The sequence below is a fragment of the Cellvibrio chitinivorans genome, assembly GCF_035117775.1.
Taxonomy (GTDB): domain Bacteria; phylum Pseudomonadota; class Gammaproteobacteria; order Pseudomonadales; family Cellvibrionaceae; genus Cellvibrio; species Cellvibrio chitinivorans.
The window spans coordinates 351,173-367,767 of sequence record NZ_JAYKKN010000003.1 but is presented as its reverse complement, the minus strand read 5'-3'; the positions used below and the strand labels follow the sequence as shown (position 1 = coordinate 367,767).

The 16,595-nt window shown below is 49.7% G+C and carries 14 protein-coding genes; 7 read left to right on the top strand and 7 right to left on the bottom strand.

The window, feature by feature from the left end; genetic code table 11:
• Positions 1-21: 21 nt before the first annotated feature.
• Both SPL68_RS11470 and SPL68_RS11465 read left to right on the top strand, forming a co-directional pair.
• On the top strand, positions 22-3,231 hold the full coding sequence (locus tag SPL68_RS11470) for a glycoside hydrolase family 3 N-terminal domain-containing protein (protein WP_323815289.1): 3,210 nt from the start codon (positions 22-24) through the stop codon (positions 3,229-3,231).
• 189 nt (positions 3,232-3,420) lie between these two features.
• Entirely contained in the window at positions 3,421-4,038 is a 618-nt protein-coding gene (locus tag SPL68_RS11465; protein WP_323815288.1) for a DUF3617 domain-containing protein, read from the top strand.
• Here the strand turns inward: SPL68_RS11465 and chrA are convergent, their stop codons facing one another.
• Together chrA and SPL68_RS11455 are read right to left on the bottom strand one after the other, a co-directional pair.
• Positions 4,039-5,415 (bottom strand): chromate efflux transporter, encoded by a 1,377-nt coding sequence (gene chrA, locus SPL68_RS11460; protein WP_323815287.1) that lies wholly within the window; start codon positions 5,413-5,415, stop codon positions 4,039-4,041.
• A gap of 83 nt (positions 5,416-5,498) precedes the next feature.
• The gene (locus tag SPL68_RS11455) at positions 5,499-6,671 is read right to left on the bottom strand and encodes a methyl-accepting chemotaxis protein (RefSeq protein ID WP_323815286.1); all 1,173 of its coding nucleotides are present in this window, start codon (positions 6,669-6,671) and stop codon (positions 5,499-5,501) included.
• 250 nt (positions 6,672-6,921) lie between these two features.
• On the opposite strand from SPL68_RS11455, the gene SPL68_RS11450 reads away from it, so the two are divergent.
• Complete coding sequence (locus SPL68_RS11450; RefSeq protein ID WP_323815285.1) at positions 6,922-8,649, top strand: phosphate ABC transporter substrate-binding/OmpA family protein; 1,728 nt, start codon at positions 6,922-6,924, stop codon at positions 8,647-8,649.
• A gap of 149 nt (positions 8,650-8,798) precedes the next feature.
• Here SPL68_RS11450 and SPL68_RS11445 read toward each other — a convergent pair whose 3' ends face one another.
• The 5 genes from SPL68_RS11445 to purE all read right to left on the bottom strand — a co-directional run bounded on the left by SPL68_RS11445 (position 8,799) and on the right by purE (position 13,252).
• Positions 8,799-10,304 carry a methyl-accepting chemotaxis protein gene (locus SPL68_RS11445; RefSeq protein WP_323815284.1) on the bottom strand — a complete coding sequence of 502 codons (1,506 nt, stop codon included), beginning with the start codon at positions 10,302-10,304 and terminating at the stop codon, positions 8,799-8,801.
• Between the two features lie 106 nt (positions 10,305-10,410).
• Entirely contained in the window at positions 10,411-10,803 is a 393-nt protein-coding gene (locus tag SPL68_RS11440; RefSeq protein WP_323815283.1) for a hypothetical protein, read from the bottom strand.
• Between the two features lies 1 nt (position 10,804).
• Positions 10,805-11,506, bottom strand: a complete 702-nt coding sequence (locus tag SPL68_RS11435) for a glutathione S-transferase family protein (protein WP_323815282.1) — start codon at positions 11,504-11,506, stop codon at positions 10,805-10,807.
• A 148-nt stretch (positions 11,507-11,654) separates the two neighbouring features.
• The gene (gene purK, locus SPL68_RS11430) at positions 11,655-12,734 is read right to left on the bottom strand and encodes a 5-(carboxyamino)imidazole ribonucleotide synthase (RefSeq protein WP_323815281.1); all 1,080 of its coding nucleotides are present in this window, start codon (positions 12,732-12,734) and stop codon (positions 11,655-11,657) included.
• A gap of 26 nt (positions 12,735-12,760) precedes the next feature.
• Positions 12,761-13,252 (bottom strand): 5-(carboxyamino)imidazole ribonucleotide mutase, encoded by a 492-nt coding sequence (purE, locus tag SPL68_RS11425; RefSeq protein ID WP_323815280.1) that lies wholly within the window; start codon positions 13,250-13,252, stop codon positions 12,761-12,763.
• Positions 13,253-13,446: 194 nt separating this feature from the next.
• Here purE and SPL68_RS11420 point away from each other — a divergent pair, with 194 nt between their 5' ends.
• The 4 genes from SPL68_RS11420 (at position 13,447) to SPL68_RS11405 (ending at position 16,582) form a co-directional block, all read left to right on the top strand.
• Positions 13,447-13,704: a type II toxin-antitoxin system Phd/YefM family antitoxin gene (locus SPL68_RS11420; protein WP_323815279.1), complete on the top strand. Its 258-nt coding sequence runs from the start codon at positions 13,447-13,449 to the stop codon at positions 13,702-13,704.
• Positions 13,704-13,994 (top strand): type II toxin-antitoxin system RelE/ParE family toxin, encoded by a 291-nt coding sequence (locus SPL68_RS11415; protein ID WP_323815278.1) that lies wholly within the window; start codon positions 13,704-13,706, stop codon positions 13,992-13,994. Before SPL68_RS11420 ends, SPL68_RS11415 begins: the two co-directional genes overlap by 1 nt.
• A 97-nt stretch (positions 13,995-14,091) precedes the next feature.
• Positions 14,092-15,006, top strand: a complete 915-nt coding sequence (locus SPL68_RS11410) for a bestrophin family protein (RefSeq protein ID WP_323815277.1) — start codon at positions 14,092-14,094, stop codon at positions 15,004-15,006.
• A 196-nt stretch (positions 15,007-15,202) separates the two neighbouring features.
• A complete protein-coding gene (locus SPL68_RS11405) occupies positions 15,203-16,582 on the top strand; it encodes a GGDEF domain-containing protein (protein WP_323815276.1) in 1,380 nt (459 codons plus the stop codon).
• Positions 16,583-16,595 lie beyond the last annotated feature (13 nt).

Below are 16,595 nucleotides of genomic sequence, written 5' to 3'. Positions count from 1 at the left end.
GCTACAAAAAGAGACAAAACAATGAAAAAACTCCATCGCTTGGCCAGTATTGGCCTGATCACTGCTGCGCTGTTTAGCAGCCAATATCCGGCGTTTGCCGAGCAAAAGCACAATATTAATCTGTGGCCAAAGGCTGAAGCACCAATTAAAGATTCCGCCGAGTTCAATGCGAAACTTGAAACGATTCTGCAAAAAATGACGCTCGAAGAAAAAGTCGGGCAGATTATGCAGGCGGAAATTCAAACGGTAACGCCGGAAGATATTAAAAAATATCACCTGGGTTCAGTGCTCAATGGCGGCGGCTCCATGCCAAATCGCATCGACAACGCCAAACCAAAAGATTGGGTGGAATTTCTCGATGCACTTTATATCGCCTCTATGGATACCAGCGACGGCAAACAAGCCATTCCAATTTTCTGGGGAACCGATGCGGTACACGGCCACAACAATTTAACTGGTGCGACTTTGTTCCCGCATAACATGGGGCTGGGTGCAATGCACAATGCAGATTTGATTCGTCAAATCGGCGCGGCCACCGCAAAAGAAGTTCGCTCAACCGGCACCGAATGGGTGTTCGCACCAACGCTCGCGGTTGCACAAAATGATCGTTGGGGCCGCACCTACGAAAGCTATTCAGAAGATCCAAAACTCGTCGCCGAATATGCAACGGCGATGGTGGAAGGCTTGCAAGGCAAGGTGAATAGTGCGGAATTTTTAGCGGGAGACAGAGTAATCGCCACCGCAAAACATTTCCTTGCCGATGGCGGCACCGACGGCGGTGATGACCAAGGCAATGCGCGCATTTCTGAAAAAGAATTAATCAAAATTCACAACGCCGGTTACGTGCCCGCGCTGGATGCCGGTGTGCAAACTGTAATGGCCAGTTTCAGCGAATGGAACGGCGAGAAAATGCACGGCAATAAATATCTGCTGACCGATGTATTAAAAGATCGCATGGGTTTTGATGGTTTGGTTGTAGGCGATTGGAACGGTCACGGTCAGGTTCCCGGTTGCACCAACGATTCCTGCGCACAAGCGATTAATGCTGGTATCGATTTGCTCATGGTGACTTACGATTGGAAAGCCATGATTGAAAATACGCTCAAGCAAGTGAAGTCTGGCGAAATTTCCCAAGCGCGTTTGGACGATGCGGTGCGCAGAATTTTGCGCGTAAAAATGCGCGCAGGTTTGTGGGATAAAAAACCCTCCGAGCGCGCGCTTGCGGGTGATGAATCTGTTGTTGGCAGTGCAGAGCATCGCGCGATTGCGCGTCAGGCTGTGCGTGAAAGTTTGGTGTTGCTGAAAAACAACAATAAGTTGCTGCCAATCAATCCAACCAAAACCATTTTGGTGGCGGGCGATGGCGCTGACAATATCGGCAAGCAAGCCGGTGGCTGGAGTGTGTGGTGGCAGGGTGTTGCCGATGCAAAAGAAAACTTCCGTTTCCCTGGTGCAACATCTATTTACTCAGGAATTAAAACTGCCGTTGATGCTGCTGGCGGTAAATCTATTCTGTCGATTGATGGTTCATTTACCGATAAACCCGATGTTGCCATTGTAGTGTTTGGTGAAAACCCTTACGCCGAAGGCAGTGGTGATCGTGACACTTTGGAATTTGAACCTGCGAACAAAAAAAGTTTGGAACTGCTGCAAAAATTACAGGCGAAAAATATTCCAGTCGTATCGGTATTTTTATCCGGTCGCCCTATGTGGGTTAATCCGGAATTAAATGCGTCTGATGCATTTGTTGCTGCATGGCTGCCGGGTTCAGAAGGTGCCGGTGTGGCGGATGTATTGATCGCCAAGGCAGACGGAAAACCTAATTTTGATTTTAAAGGCACACTCTCATTCTCTTGGCCAAAACTGCCATTGCAAGATGTGCTCAATAAGCACCACAAAAAATACGATCCACTGTTTAAATTGGGTTACGGGTTGAATTATCAATCGCGTAATTCCAATCTGAAAACTTTGCCAGTTGATGTGGCAGGCGTTGCCAGTGGTGAGCCGCAAGACATCAACTTATATGTACGTCGCCCTTTAGAACCTTGGCATATCTTTATTGAAAACTACGAACGTCAACAAATTTTGAGCGGTGCTTTTGCGGCGTTACCAAAAGGCGATGTGAAAGTACAAACCGCTGATAAAGATGTACAGGAAGATGCATTGGTATTTACCTGGAAAGATACCTGGCGCGCAGGCATGACGCTGGAGTCCGGTGCACCATTGGATTTAACGGCGCATATGAAAACCGGTGTGCTGGCGCTTGATTTAAAAATTAATGAACTGGCCAAAGGTGGTGTTTCTTTCAAAATGGAATGCCAAAAAGAAGGCTGCGACCGCGTGGTACCTTTCACCATGGCTGCGCGTGAAATGATTGGTAAAGGCTGGCAAAAAATCTATGTGCCGCTGAGTTGTTTTGCGCAAGAGCAAGATAATTTCAGTGCAGCAACTATGCCCTTTGCGCTAGAAGTTGGCGGTGCCGGTGAAGTGGCTGTGGCCAATGTGCAGTTGCTTATCGAAACGCCGAAAAATGTCACTCTCGCCACTTGCCCGGATTACAAAACTGTTTCGGTAACGCCGGGCATGTTAAATGAGTGGTGGTCAATCGATTGGTGGCTGCCGCGTCACGAGCAAAAACTCGCCGATGCCAAAGCGATTAAAGCCAAAGGTGGAAAAATCGATCTGCTGTTTATCGGCGATTCCATCACTCAAGGCTGGGAGAAAGAAGGCGCACCTGTTTGGGATAAAAACTACGCAAAACGAAATGCCTTCGCGATTGGTTTTGGCGGTGACCGCACTGAAAACGTACTCTGGCGTTTGCAGCACGGCGCAGTGGAAAATATGTCGCCCAAACTGGTAGTGATGATGATCGGCACTAACAACACCGGTCATCGCCATGAAAATCCGGTGACTACCGCAGCTGGAATTAAAAATTTACTGGGCGAATTGCAGCAGCGTTTGCCTGAATCAAAGATTTTGTTGCTGGCAGTTTTTCCGCGCGATGAAAACCCTGATGGGCAATTGCGCCAGATCAACAATGGTGTAAACGCGATTATTAAAGATTATGCTGACAACAAGAGCGTTTTCTTTGCCGATATCAACTCTGTGTTCTTAACCAACGATGGGGTGTTGAGCAAAGAGATAATGCCGGATTTATTGCACCCGAATGAAAAAGGCTATGAGCTTTGGGCAAAGGCGTTAGAACCGCATTTGCAACGGCTTTTAAAGTAAGTTTTGTTATTTAAATTGGCGCCTTGTGCGCCGATTTTTTTAGGATGGAAGTTCACAGAAAAAAGGTTCGCCTAAAGTAATATTGACTCACAACAAACAATGACATGGCATAAATTGGATGGATTAGGTAATGTTCTATTCACCCAAGGCGTAACTAAATTAGTTTTACTTTAACCAAGGAGATAGCCTATGAAAGCCTTACTTTCAATAGTTGTTGTGGCAATAAGTGTGAGTGCGCTGTCGGCGCAGGCCGATCCTGTAAAAGTGGATATGAAAGCCGGATTGTGGGAAAACACCATGACCTGGGATGCGGACACTGCTAAGGACATGCAGGTGATGCAAGCTGATCAGATGAAAGCGGCAATGGAGCAAATGAAAGAACAGTTCGCCAATATGCCGCCCGAGCAGCGCAAACAGATGGAAGAGATGATGGCGCAAGCCGGCGTAAATGTTAATGACGATGGCGTTAGTTTGAATAACGATCAGGTACAAATTTCCTCGTCGGGTACCACCGCCAAAAGCTGTATCACCCAAGCAGAAATTGATCGCGGCGAATTACCGGATGATATGGAAGATTGTACGTCAACATTAAAACAAATCAGTGCTACGCGTTTTAAATCGACTTATGTTTGTTCCGGTGAGGAGCAGTCTTTGGGGGAAAGCGAAGTGAACTTTCACTCACCCAAACATTATTCTGGTACTGGAAAGATGGTGCAGACGATTAATGGTAAAAAGCACACCATGAATTTTAAAATGGAAGGCAAATGGCTGGGCAGTGATTGCGGCGATGTAAAACCTGCCGAATAATCAGTGCAGCATTTTTACCGCCATGCCCAGCAGTGCGCAAATTCCCAGCACGCGGATAATTCCCTGCTTCCCCCAAAACAATAATCCGCTGGCGATTACCCCAATCGCCAGCGCTATTAGATCCAGTTTTTTAATCCAGTCTGTAATTGCACCTGCACCTATCCCTTCCGGCCAAAGTGTGTGATACGCAAAAAAGAGTGCGAGGTTAATAATCACGCCCACAACGGCGGCGGTAATCGCGGTGAGTGGTGCAGTGAAATGCAAATTGCTTTTGGTGGATTCCACTAAAGGCCCGCCCGCTAAAATAAATACAAATGACGGCAAAAAGGTAAACCAGGTCACCAGCGTGGCAGCAATTGCGCCCGCTAAAAATAGTGATTCACCGCCCAGAAACTCTTGCGTGTAAGCGCCGACAAATCCAACAAAAGCCACCACCATAATTAAGGGGCCGGGAGTGGTTTCGCCCAGCGCTAAACCATCCATCATTTGTGCGGGTGTAAGCCATTGGTAGTGAGTGACTGCGCCTTGGTAAACATAGGGTAATACTGCATAAGCACCGCCGAATGTGAGTAGGGCGGCAGTAGTGAAAAACCATGCCATTTGCGTAAAACCGTGCTGCCATCCAAAAATATTTCCCAGCAGCAACATGGGAATTGCCCAGAATATTAATCCGCAGGCTAACACCAGTGTTAAGCGTTCTATGCGAAATTTGGCATGCTCTGGTGTAGGTGTTGTATCGTCAATAATCGCGGCGCCGTAATTTTTTTGATTGGCTTGATGTTTGGTGCTGGCGGCAAATAAATGCGGTGCAAATTTTCCGCCCAGCCAGCCGCTAATCCCGGCGGCTAATACAATCAACGGAAAAGGTAAATGCAGCGCAAAAATCGCCACAAAAGCGGCAAATGCGATTCCCCACAGCCAATTATTTTTTAAACTACGTGAGCCAATGCGATGCGCCGCTTGCACGACAATCGCGGCGACTGCGGGTTTGATGCCATAGAAAATTCCCGCGATCAACGTGAGGTGGCCGTAGGCAATGTAGAGCCATGACAACAAAATCAAAATAAAAAGCGATGGTAAAACAAAGAGTACACCTGCAATGATGCCGCCCCAGGTGCGATGCATTAACCAGCCGATATAGGTGGCAAGTTGTTGCGCTTCTGGTCCAGGTAAAAGCATGCAGTAGTTGAGCGCATGAAGAAAACGCTGCTCGGAAATCCAGCGGCGCTGTTCGACTAATTCTTGATGCATGATGGCGATTTGCCCGGCAGGGCCACCAAAACTGATGAAACCTAATCTCAACCAGAATTTAATGGCCTGCCATAAAGTGACAGGCGCCGGTGATGCAGAAGATGTTTGTGTGGGAGAAGATTGCATAGAGGTAGCTTATAGGGCGGGCTAGTTATTCATCATAAATGGAATGGTATTTAGCTTGCCCTAGTGTAATTGCAATAGGTGAGTTACACACCTAAACGATTGGCAAACTTCCCAACCGCATCTACCACCTGTTGGGTGCTTGATTGAATTTCAACAATTACTTCACCTGCTTCACCGGCGAGTTCCAATCCGCGCTGCGCCTGTTCTTTGCTGTGATCAATGGTCGATACCGCACCTTCGGCCAGTTTTTGGTTTTGCAAAACCACATCGACAATTTCTTTGGTCGCTTGGCTGGTGCGCGATGCCAATTGCCGCACTTCATCGGCCACCACAGAAAAGCCGCGCCCCTGATCACCCGCACGTGCTGCTTCAATCGCCGCATTGAGTGCAAGCAAGTTGGTTTGATCGGCAATACTGCTGATGCTTTTAATAATAGTGCCGATAATTTGTGACTGTTTATCGAGCGCGGCAATACTCTCTGCGGCTACATCCATTTGGCTGGCCAGCTCGCGCATCACCTGCACGGTTTGCTGCACCACAGCCGTACCTTTTTGCACGCTGGTATCGGTCCTTTGAGAGATGCTGTAAGCAGTGTCTGCTGCATCAGCAACCGCGATCTCATGGTTAACTTGATCGGTAATAATGGTTGCAAATTTAACAATTTTGTAGAGGTTGCCGTAAGCATCAATAATCGGGTTGTAAGAGGCTTCCAGCCAGACGGGGTTGCCATAGTGATCGACACGTTTAAAACGGTCGGCAATATATTCGCCCCGGTTCAGCTTTTCCCAAAATGTCTTGGTGGAGCGTTGGAGTGCAGCGATAATGTTTTCATGCTCGCGTGAGGTTTCAATGGTGCAGGTTAAATCGCTGGCGTAAACAGAAATGTATCTCACCCGGTTGTTGGTATCTTTCACTGGTTGGACAATCGCGCGCAACCAAGCTTCTTTTTTCGGCGGCCGAATAATCTGTAACGCGCCAGCCCAGTGTTCGCTTTGTTTAAGCGCGCTAGCCAAGCGGGTGAAATGCTCGGAACTTTTGGCGTGGGCGGGAACCAGATCGGTCAGGTGGCGGCCGACCAATTCGCCCGAGGCGTAATTCATTTCGCGCTCAAAATTGGCATTGACCTGTTCAATTACGCCACGCGGATCAAGGTAGAGCGCCAGCATTTCGCTCTCTAGGCTCTCTCTCACTTGGTGCATTGAGGACAATTCTTCACGAACTTCTGTCAGCTCTTCTTTAAGGGCTTTATTAAACACGATGATCACACTCCGGGAGTTCTGTATTGCAGGTAATCGGCAAGTCTGCGCCTTGCTTTAGGGGAATATTCACTATAGCAGGCGTTTCGTATCTGGCTGTGACACTGCAACTTCCGCTGTTGAGGCTGACAACCTTGTCTGTGTATGTAACTCCGCTGTCACAAACCCGTCATATAGTGTGCGCCGTCACAAATTGGCGATGGCGCAATGCCGTCGGATGATGGTTAGCGATAACGAGCAGAGACTTTGTATGTCCCCGAAATCCCATAAACACATGCATTACAACGTTGCTTTGGTTGATAAGTTATGGAATTTAAAACGGCTGTGCGAAACCCACTTAAAAATGCACATCCCGTTAAACATGGTGTTAAAGGATGACGAATACCGGGCAGAATTATTGGAAAAAGCGCTGAGCGCAAATAATGATGAGCTTACCCAGCTGGTGTGGGAAGTGCGTCAAATGGAAGATTCTATTGTCACTGCCACGCACACGGGCGACGAGTTCAAACCCAGGAAAAAAACACGCGGCACAATCAAGTTAAATTTTTTAGCTGCTGCCGCCTGTTCATTATTGCTGCTGTTAAGTGGTTATTTGCTGCGTTCGTTTTTGCCATTGGATGCAGGCGAGGTATTTGTACTGCAAGCGATTACTGAAACCCGCGTGAAGTCTGCTGTTAAACCCCAGCAGCAAGCCTATGTTCCCGGTACTCCGGTGGTTCGTTCCAACAAGCCTTTATTCCGTGTGCATGGCTCCAATACGGTGGGTGAGAAATTAACACCGCGCTTGGTTGAGTCCTATTTTATGTCGCGCGGCGCAACTGATATCAAAACCGAGCAGGGCAAGGCTCCAACGGAAAAAGCCGTGAGCGCACAGCTCAATGGCCGCATCGAATTTATTGAAATTCACGCACATGGTTCGAGCACCGCCTTTAGCGATTTACTCAATGGCACAGCTGAATTGGGTATGTCATCTCGCCGTATAAAAGAGCAGGAGCGCGAGTTGTTGCTGGCGAAAAGTGGCGATCTCTCCGAACCCGGCAGCGAGCATATTATCGGGCTGGATGGTTTGGCGATTATCACCAATAACGCCAACCCGCTGGCACAACTGTCGCTACCGCAACTGGTAAAAATATTTTCTGGCACTGTTACTAACTGGTCTGAATTGGGTGGTAAAGATTTGCCTATTACACTTTATGCGCGCGATGAAAATTCCGGTACTTGGGACTCATTCAAGAGCATGGTGTTGGAGCCCTCAAAAGCCAGTCTTGCCCAGACTGCAAAGCGGTTTGAATCCAGCACCCAGTTGTCTGACTCGGTTGCCAAAGATGAAGGCGGAATTGGTTTTATCGGTTTGCCCTATGTGCGCCGTGCGAAGCTGATGGCGATTTCATCAACAAAATCCTCCAAGGCAATTTTACCGACTCACTTTACTGTGAGCACTGAAGATTATCCGCTTGCGCGCCGTTTGTATTTTTATCTGCCGCAAAAAAATATCAACAATGAAGCTGAAGAGTTTGTGAAGTTCAGTGCAACTGAACGCGGCCAGAGCATAGTGGAAGATATAGGTTTGGTATCGCAAAACATTAAAACTGGTCAGCCGTTTCACAACAACTTTTACCCGGAAGAAATGCAAAGCCTGACTAAACACTCTCAGCGTTTATCGATCAACTTCCGCTTTAAAGATGGCAGCGATGAGCTGGATACCAAAGGGATTTCGGATTTGGATCGTCTGGTGAAATATGTTGAAGTTAACTCGCCCAAACGTGTGCAACTGTTTGGCTTCTCAGATACCGAAGGCGACCCTGCGCAAAACGGCGAATTGTCTTTGCGTCGCGCCAAAGTGGTTGAGCAGCACTTGATTGCACGCGGAATTTATCCGCTGGTAGCGCGCGGTATGGGTGAAAAAGCACCGCTGGCGAGCAGTAAATCTGAAGAAGGTCGCCGCATGAATCGCCGTGTGGAAGTGTGGATTTTGTAGGCCCTCAAATTACCCACACCCCCGCCCCATCTCCCAGAGGGAGAGGGGAGAAAAAGGCACAATCCCTCGCCCTCCGAGAGTGGGCCGGGTGAGGGCTCTGGTGGGAAGATAAACTCCCTCTCCCTCTGGGAGAGGGCTGGGGTGAGGGTCTATTTCAATTTAAAAAACTCCATCATCTGTTGCAGTTGTACCGCCTGACTGGTGAGTTCTTCGGCGGTGGAATAGAGCTCTTCTGCAGATGATGAATTTTGTTGTGTGGCAATACTGATTTGCGAAATCGCGATAGTGATCTGATTTGCGCCCATCGATTGTTCATCGCTTGCAGCAGAAATTTCCTGCACTAAATCGGCGGTTTTGCGAATCGCTGGAACAATTTCATCTAATAACTGACCCGCACTTTCAGCAAGTTTTACTGAGCCGCCAGCCAGCTCGCCAATTTCTTTTGCAGCGGTTTGGCTGCGGCCAGCCAGTTTGCGTACTTCACTGGCAACCACGGCAAACCCGCGCCCGTGTTCACCTGCTCGACCCGCTTCAATTGCAGCGTTTAATGCAAGCAAATTTGTTTGATAGGCGATGTCATCGATCACGCTAATTTTTTGTGCAATTTCGCGCATGGCGGCAACGGTATTTTTGACGGCATTGCCACCCTGATTTGCCTCGGCAGCGCTTTTGCTGGCGATGCTATCGGTCACTTTGGCGTTGTCATTGTTCTGGCCGATAGAGGCTGTGATTTCCTCCATTGATGCGCTGGTTTCTTCGATGCTCGCCGCTTGCTGGGTAGAGGATTGGCTCAAGGATTGCGCTGTTGCGCTCAGCTCTTCCGATGCGGACGAGAGTGAATCCGCTGTGGCGCGCACATCGCCAATAATTTCTGACAGGCGCGTCACCATTTGGCGAATAGCGAACAACATGCTGCTTTGATCTTTAGCTTGAGTATTGACCTGAACCGACAAATCCCCTTGCGCAACGCGGTAAATTACATCGGCGGCGTAGCCTGGTTCGCCACCTAATTGTTTGAGCAGGCTGCGCGCGATCAGATAGCTCAAGCTGACCGCAATTAAAATACTGAGTGCAATGATAATGCTGTTAAACATCAGGGTGTTTTCATAGCGCTGTGTCGATAATTCATATTCTTGTTTGGCAACTCTGACCTGTAATTTATTCAGCGCAGTGAACGCTTCATTGAGCGGATCAAAAATCGGGTAGATGCCGGTTTGGGTAAAGTTGTTCAGCTCTGCCATATTGTTGGTGCTGTACCAACTTTGCAATACTTGTAGCTGTTGATGGGTTTGCGCGATTAATGGTGTGGCCGTGTTGACCAGTTTTTTCTCATCTTCAATTAAAAATGTTGTCAGGTAATGCTCCCAAAGCGCCTCGGTTGCGGGCAGGGTTTCCTGAGTGATTTTGATGGCTTCTGCGGTGGTGAGAATTCCCTTGGCAGTTTTTTGCGGAACATCGACAAGCATTAAGGCAAAGTTATCGATAACGTCTTTTAAATCACGCATGGGCTCAACGCGATCAACATAAACCGTGTGCATGCCCTGATTGGCATCGCGCATGCCTTTTATTCCCAGAACGCCAATGACAATCATCAACACAACCAAGGTGCTGGCGAGAATGGCAAGCCGCAGCGCGACTTTCATATTGTTGAACATGGGAAGACTCCTTGCCCGTATGGAGTGAGGTTTTTATGAACCTTAGTAAGCAGCTTGGGCTTTGTCAAAAGCGGGCAGGAGGGTAGTTTTACCTAGGCGTTGCTGATTATTTGGGGCGTGAGAGCAGCCAGTTTTTGGCGCTCTCAACATCATTGAACAGGCGGCCAGTTCCCACTGAGCGGCTGGTGAGTACATCGCGAATAAATTCGGTGGTGTTGCGTGTGCGCGGATTTTTATCGACCCAAGCGATGCGATGTTTTTGCGTGATCCCTACTTTTTTAAATAGCGCAGGATGATCAAATGCTTCGGCGATAGTGACAGTTTGCAGCAGGTTTTGTTCGCCCAGCACGTTATAGCATTGATATTGCTCACAGGCCTGTGCAATGTTGCTCCACATAGTGACCGCATTGTCATAGTTGCCCATGCCTTGCACGTCCACATGTAGATAATTTTCTTCCAGATACGGAGTGATGGTGATGGTGATGGTAATGTCGTTCATATTATTCCGTGCGTGGCGATACTGGAGTGCGTAAATCTGCAACCAGTGCTCCGGCGGCGAGAATTTCCTGTTCGTGGTCTGGTTCGCGCCAGGTTTCGGCAATGCCACTGGCATACCATTCCTGCATGGCTTCAATGTTTAACAAGCGCGATAAATAATCTTTGGCTGCTCCAGTGAGTGGCAGTCCGTAGGTTTGAAAGCGAAACGCAACCGGCGTAAAAAACGCATCCACAGCGGTAAATGTATCGCCTGCTAAAAAAGCACCACCAAACTTCGCCAAGCCTTCATTCCAGAGTTCATTAATGCGGGCGATGTCTTTTTGCAGTGCGGGCGATATCTCGTTCATTTGAATACGATGGCCACAGCTCATGCCGCAGGTGTTGCGCAGGGCTTGAAAGCCCGAATGCATTTCGGCACTTGCAGAGCGCGCCCATGCGCGTGCGGATTTATCGGCAGGCCAGACTTGCGGATAACTTTCAGCAAGGTATTCCACAATCGCCAAGGAATCCCACACGGTTTGCTCGCCATCTTGCAGGCAGGGAACTCGGCCATTGGGCGAAAAACTGCGGTAGCTATTCCAGCTGCTGCCGGCGCTAAGTGGATGGATTTGTTCAGTAAAAGGGATGTTCAGTGTGCGCATCAGCACCCAGGGGCGCAGCGACCAGGAGGAGTAATTTTTGTTGGCAATATGCAATGTAAACACGGTGTCGCTCCTTGTGCTGCTTAAATTGTAGTCAGGTTGTCGCCTGAATTGTCGCTTAAATTATCACAGTTCCTGTGCAACAAAATGCAAACATTAACCAAAGATAACAAAAAGCCAGCCGAAGCTGACTTTTGTCATTGCGAAATGGTTATTCGCAGGAGGCGAGCGCGTTAAGACTCCAATCGATGGCTTCGCGGTAGTGGTGTTCGGGCAGTAAATCGCCCAGTAAGACTAGTGTTTCGCGGATTTCGGTGATATTGCTGCTGACGATATTGATATGGCCAACTTTGCGCGCCGGGCGCACATCTTTGCCGTACCAGTAAACGCGCGCGCAGGGCAGATCGCGCCACGCCGGGTTATAGTCAGTGCCGATCAAATTGATCATAACGTTCTGGCCAATCACTTGCGGCTGCGGGGTGGCCATATTGGCGACGGCGCGCAGGTGATATTCAAACTGGCTGATGCTCGCGCCCGCTTGCGTCCAGTGGCCTGAGTTGTGTACGCGCGGCGCTAATTCGTTGATGAGCAGCTGGTCGCCCACACGGAAAGTTTCCATCGCCATCACGCCCACATAATCAAGTGCGTTCAAAATCTTGCCGAGCATCTCTTCTGCTTGTGCTTGCAGTGGTTGCAGGCGCGCCAGAGGTGCAACAGAAGAATAGAGGATGCCGCTCAAATGCAGGTTCAGGGTGAGCGGATAAAACACGCATTCGCCTTGCTGGTTGCGCACGCCTACAACCGAGATTTCTTCGTCAAAGTTGATGGCTTGTTCTGCGATAGCTTCGCCTTGCCAGTCGTCGGGCACTTGATCGTCATCGGTGCGCAGCCAGTGTTGGCCACGGCCATCGTAACCGCCGGTGCGACGCTTGAGCAGCACGCGCTCGCCCAGTTGATCGCGCAACTCGTTAGCGGTGATGTCGTTAGCGACATTGCGCCAAGGCGCAGTGGCGATACCGAGTGAATCGATCAGTTCTTTTTGGGTTTTGCGATCCGCCAAACGGCCAAACACGTTTTGGTTGATAAAGCGTGGGTGCTGGGCGAGGGCATGTGTAACCAGTGTTTCCGGCCATTGCTCGCGCTCGGCGGTGACCAAATCGGTCGGTGCCAATGCCGGGGCTGTTGCTTCATTTATATCGACCGGGCATACATCCAGCGCCAGTGGCATACCGGCGTGTTTGAGCATCGCGCCCAATTGGCCTGCACCTAAAACCCAAATTCGTTGACTCATGGCGAACCTCTTTTTAGTCGCTTGGGTTATTGATCGCGTGGGTCTGGATTGTCCAGTACGGATTGCGTCTGATCGTGACGGAATTGGTCGATCTTGGTCGCCAGCGCTGGATCAGTCACTGCCAGAATCTGACAGGCCAACAAACCAGCATTAAATGCACCGGCTATACCAATCGCCAAGGTACCTACCGCAACGCCTTTTGGCATCTGCACGATAGAGTAAAGACTATCTACGCCGCTCAGGGCTTTGCTTTGTACTGGCACGCCCAATACCGGCAAGCGGGTGTGAGCCGCAACCATGCCCGGCAAATGCGCCGCGCCGCCAGCACCGGCGATAATCACGGCATAGCCGTTATCCACCGCTGTTTCGGCGAATTCAGTGAGTTTTTGCGGAGTGCGGTGCGCCGACACAACCTCGGTGTGATATTCAACACCCATCTGCTCCAGTATTTCTACCGCCGCCTGCATGGTCGCCCAATCGCTCTTGGAGCCCATTATCACCGCTACTTTTCTTGCCATAACACGTGCCTGAATGTTTAAAACTGGATTGTTTTCTGCCCAAAAAATGGTCAGGAATTAGAAAAAAGGCGCGCATCTTAGCACGATGCCAGCAGGATTCCGAATGCAAAAATAGGCTGAAACTTGACTGATTTATAGATGAATGACTAAATTGATCAAAATGTTCAAATTAATCAAATTGAGCGAGGTGAAAAATGGAAACCTTGACTGCCAGTGATGCCAAACGCGAATTTGGCGATCTCTTATTAAAAGTACAAAGTCAGTCCGTTTGCATTAACAAAAATGGCAGGCCGGTCGCAGTGGTCTTGTCTTACGCTGAGTACGAACAACTTGCTGCCCACAAAGCTGCGCAACTCAAAGCGCAGATTCAGCAAGGTATTGCTGATTTAGAAGCCGGTCGAGTCGCGAGTGGTAACGATGTCCTTGAGCGTCTGCGCCAGCGAGTGAAGTAATGGCCAATTTTTATTTCACGGAGCAAGCAGAGAAGGATTTGGAAGCCATTATCGATGTCACCCTCCAGCGCTGGGGAAGCGCTCAATTACATACTTATATAGATACATTGCAAGAAACTGCCCAGATACTTGCCGATAACCCTCTACTTGGCACTGAGCGCGATGATTTATTGCATGGATTGCGCAGCTTTCCTTATCAATCGCATCTACTGTTTTATGTGATTCAGCAAGAGGGAATTACCATTGTGCGCGTGTTGCACTCATCCGTGGATGTGGCGCGATATTTTTAATTAATCTTCGGATCAGCCTCTACAGCCACTGGGCATTTGTATGATCAGGCCGTAACATGGTGACGTTTTCTCCCCTCCCAGCTGTGTGACCCCCGATATGATTATTCGCCCGAAATTGCACTGGTTCCGCATGTTATTTGTGTGGCGCGGCTCTTTGCTGACGCGCATTCTTCCCCAGCTTTTTATCTTGGTTGCGCTTGCCACTGCAATCGTAGTGATCAGGCGTTGCTGCCCCGGTTTTTTGCCGGATTTAACGCCCATTCCGTTTACCCTGCTGGGGATTGCGCTGGCAATCTTTCTGAGCTTCCGCAACTCGGTCAGCTACGACCGCTTTTGGGAGGCGCGCAAACTGTGGGGGGCGGTGCTGAATGAAACCCGCGCCTTAACCCGCCAGCAACTCACCGCCGCCGATGCCAGCGACGAACAAAATCGCCAATTTGTTTATAGCTTGATCGCATTTGTTCACGCATTGCGCGCGCAATTGCGCCATACCGACGCCACGCCCGCACTGCAAAAACTGCTGCGGCCCGAGGCGCTGGAACGGGTGATTAATGGGCGATTCAAATCGGAGTTGGTGGTATTGGATTTAGCGCAGCAATTGAAAATCATGCGCCAGCAAGAGCAGATTTGCCCGATTTTATTTGCACGTATGGATCAGCATTTATCGCAACTCAGCGCCTGCTTGGGTGGCTGCGAGCGCATCGCCAGCACACCTGTGCCTTTTGGCTACTCGGTGATATTGCATCGCACCGTATACACCTACTGCTTTTTATTGCCGCTGGGATTGGTCGCAACCTTGGGCGCGATTACGCCGGTGATAGTCGCCTTTGTTGCCTACACCTTTCTGGCGTTAGAGGCGCTAGCGGAAGAACTGCAAGACCCGTTCGGCACCGAACCGAATGATCTGGCGCTGGATGCCATGACCAACATGATCGAATCTGCATTGCGTGAAATGATTGGCGAGCCGACCGAGCCACCAGCTCCGGTTCCTCATAGCTGCATAGTGACTTGATGTGGCGGCAGATAGTGACTTGATGCGGGGTGGGGGCGCAGCAGGGTAATCAGCTGTAATTCAGGTTGGCATTCAATTCTTCTATAGTCTTTACTTGTTTGATGTGGGCGCCGCACATTAACCAATTCAAGCTGCGCTTTTTATTCAATAAAAAAATGGTTCGTTTTTGGTCGCTTCAGGCGGCAAAAGGTGGTTTATGCGCGTTAAGCCCCGTGACCTTTTTCTCGTGTTTTCTGCTGTTTTTATCGCCTCATTACTCGGTATCCTCGCTCGCCCGAGTGGATTAATCGCTGCTTTTTGGCCTGCTAATGCGATTCTGCTTGGTTTGATGGTGCGCGATCCACGCCGTGCGACGCTGATCTACTGGTGTGTGGCCGCCTTCGGCAATATCGCAGCTGATCTGTTGATGGGCAGTAGTCTGTTTCGGTCATTAATCCTCACTGCTGGCAATCTGGCCGGGATTATCCCTGCGACCATGCTCTATCACCGTCTGAGTATTGAACATCGCCGTTTGCAGCGGCCCGACTCCATGATCCGCCTCGCGCTCATCGCACTCTTTGCCTCTGTCTGCTCCGGAATTGTTGGCATGTTTGCCAACCCTGTGTTGTTTGATGGCTCTGTGCTCGATGGCTTTTTGATCTGGATGAGTGCGGAGTTTGCCAACTACCTGTGTATTTTGCCGGTGATGCTTGCTTTATCCGGCTTGCGTGATCGGCGGGCGCAGCCCATGCAGGAACAGTTGCGCCGCTTGTTGCCGTTACTGGCATTTATCGCCGGCATTGTGCTGAGCCATGTTGTGCATGGCCCGGCGGCGCTTTCATTTCCTATTCCGGGTTTGTTGTGGTGTGCGCTGGTTTATCGTGTGTGGACTACGGCGGTATTGTCGCTGGTGTATAGCCTGACGATTCAAGTGGCGGTGGTGCTGGGCGATGTTGATTTAGGCGTGCAGATGGACAGCATGTTATCGCTGCTGTCATTTCGTATCGGGGTGGCACTGATGGCGATGGCTCCAGTGATGGTAGCTGGTGCCATCGCCAGTCGCGACCGTCTGCTGAAATGCTTGCAGCACACGGCAACCCATGACGCTCTGACTGGCGTGCTCAATCGTGGCGGATGGTTGGAGCGTGCTGAATTGATGCTGGAAGAGCAGCGCGCCAGTCGTCAGCCGATTACTGTCATGCTGCTGGATCTGGATTATTTCAAACGAATTAATGACCGTTATGGTCATGATAGTGGCGATATTATCCTGACCGGTTTTGCCCGCTCCGCTGCGCAATCGTTACGCAGTACTGATTTGTTTGGTCGCTTTGGCGGGGAAGAGTTTGTCGCGCTGCTGCCCGGCTGTAGCAGAGAAGCTGCGCAGCAAATTGCAGAGCGCCTGTGTTCACAATTTGCCAGCCAAACATTTGTCATCGCCAATGGTGAATCCTTGCAGGCTACGGTAAGTGTCGGTGCTGTTTTTCAACAGAATATCAGCAGCTCGCTGCACGAATTAATCAAGCGGGCAGATGAAATGCTTTATCAAGCCAAGGCCGATGGACGCAACCGCGTAGTGTTTGCAACACCTGGCGATTAGCATCCGTTTCAGC

Coding starts and splice junctions, on each gene's coding strand:
- SPL68_RS11450 (WP_323815285.1), top strand. CDS start 6,922: ATGTCCCCGAAATCCCATAAACACATGCATTACAACGTTGCTTTGGTT.
- SPL68_RS11405 (WP_323815276.1), top strand. CDS start 15,203: ATGCGCGTTAAGCCCCGTGACCTTTTTCTCGTGTTTTCTGCTGTTTTT.
- SPL68_RS11465 (WP_323815288.1), top strand. CDS start 3,421: ATGAAAGCCTTACTTTCAATAGTTGTTGTGGCAATAAGTGTGAGTGCG.
- SPL68_RS11415 (WP_323815278.1), top strand. CDS start 13,704: ATGGCCAATTTTTATTTCACGGAGCAAGCAGAGAAGGATTTGGAAGCC.
- SPL68_RS11470 (WP_323815289.1), top strand. CDS start 22: ATGAAAAAACTCCATCGCTTGGCCAGTATTGGCCTGATCACTGCTGCG.
- purK (WP_323815281.1), bottom strand. CDS start 12,734: ATGAGTCAACGAATTTGGGTTTTAGGTGCAGGCCAATTGGGCGCGATG.
- SPL68_RS11440 (WP_323815283.1), bottom strand. CDS start 10,803: ATGAACGACATTACCATCACCATCACCATCACTCCGTATCTGGAAGAA.
- purE (WP_323815280.1), bottom strand. CDS start 13,252: ATGGCAAGAAAAGTAGCGGTGATAATGGGCTCCAAGAGCGATTGGGCG.
- SPL68_RS11420 (WP_323815279.1), top strand. CDS start 13,447: ATGGAAACCTTGACTGCCAGTGATGCCAAACGCGAATTTGGCGATCTC.
- SPL68_RS11410 (WP_323815277.1), top strand. CDS start 14,092: ATGATTATTCGCCCGAAATTGCACTGGTTCCGCATGTTATTTGTGTGG.
- SPL68_RS11445 (WP_323815284.1), bottom strand. CDS start 10,304: ATGTTCAACAATATGAAAGTCGCGCTGCGGCTTGCCATTCTCGCCAGC.
- chrA (WP_323815287.1), bottom strand. CDS start 5,415: ATGCAATCTTCTCCCACACAAACATCTTCTGCATCACCGGCGCCTGTC.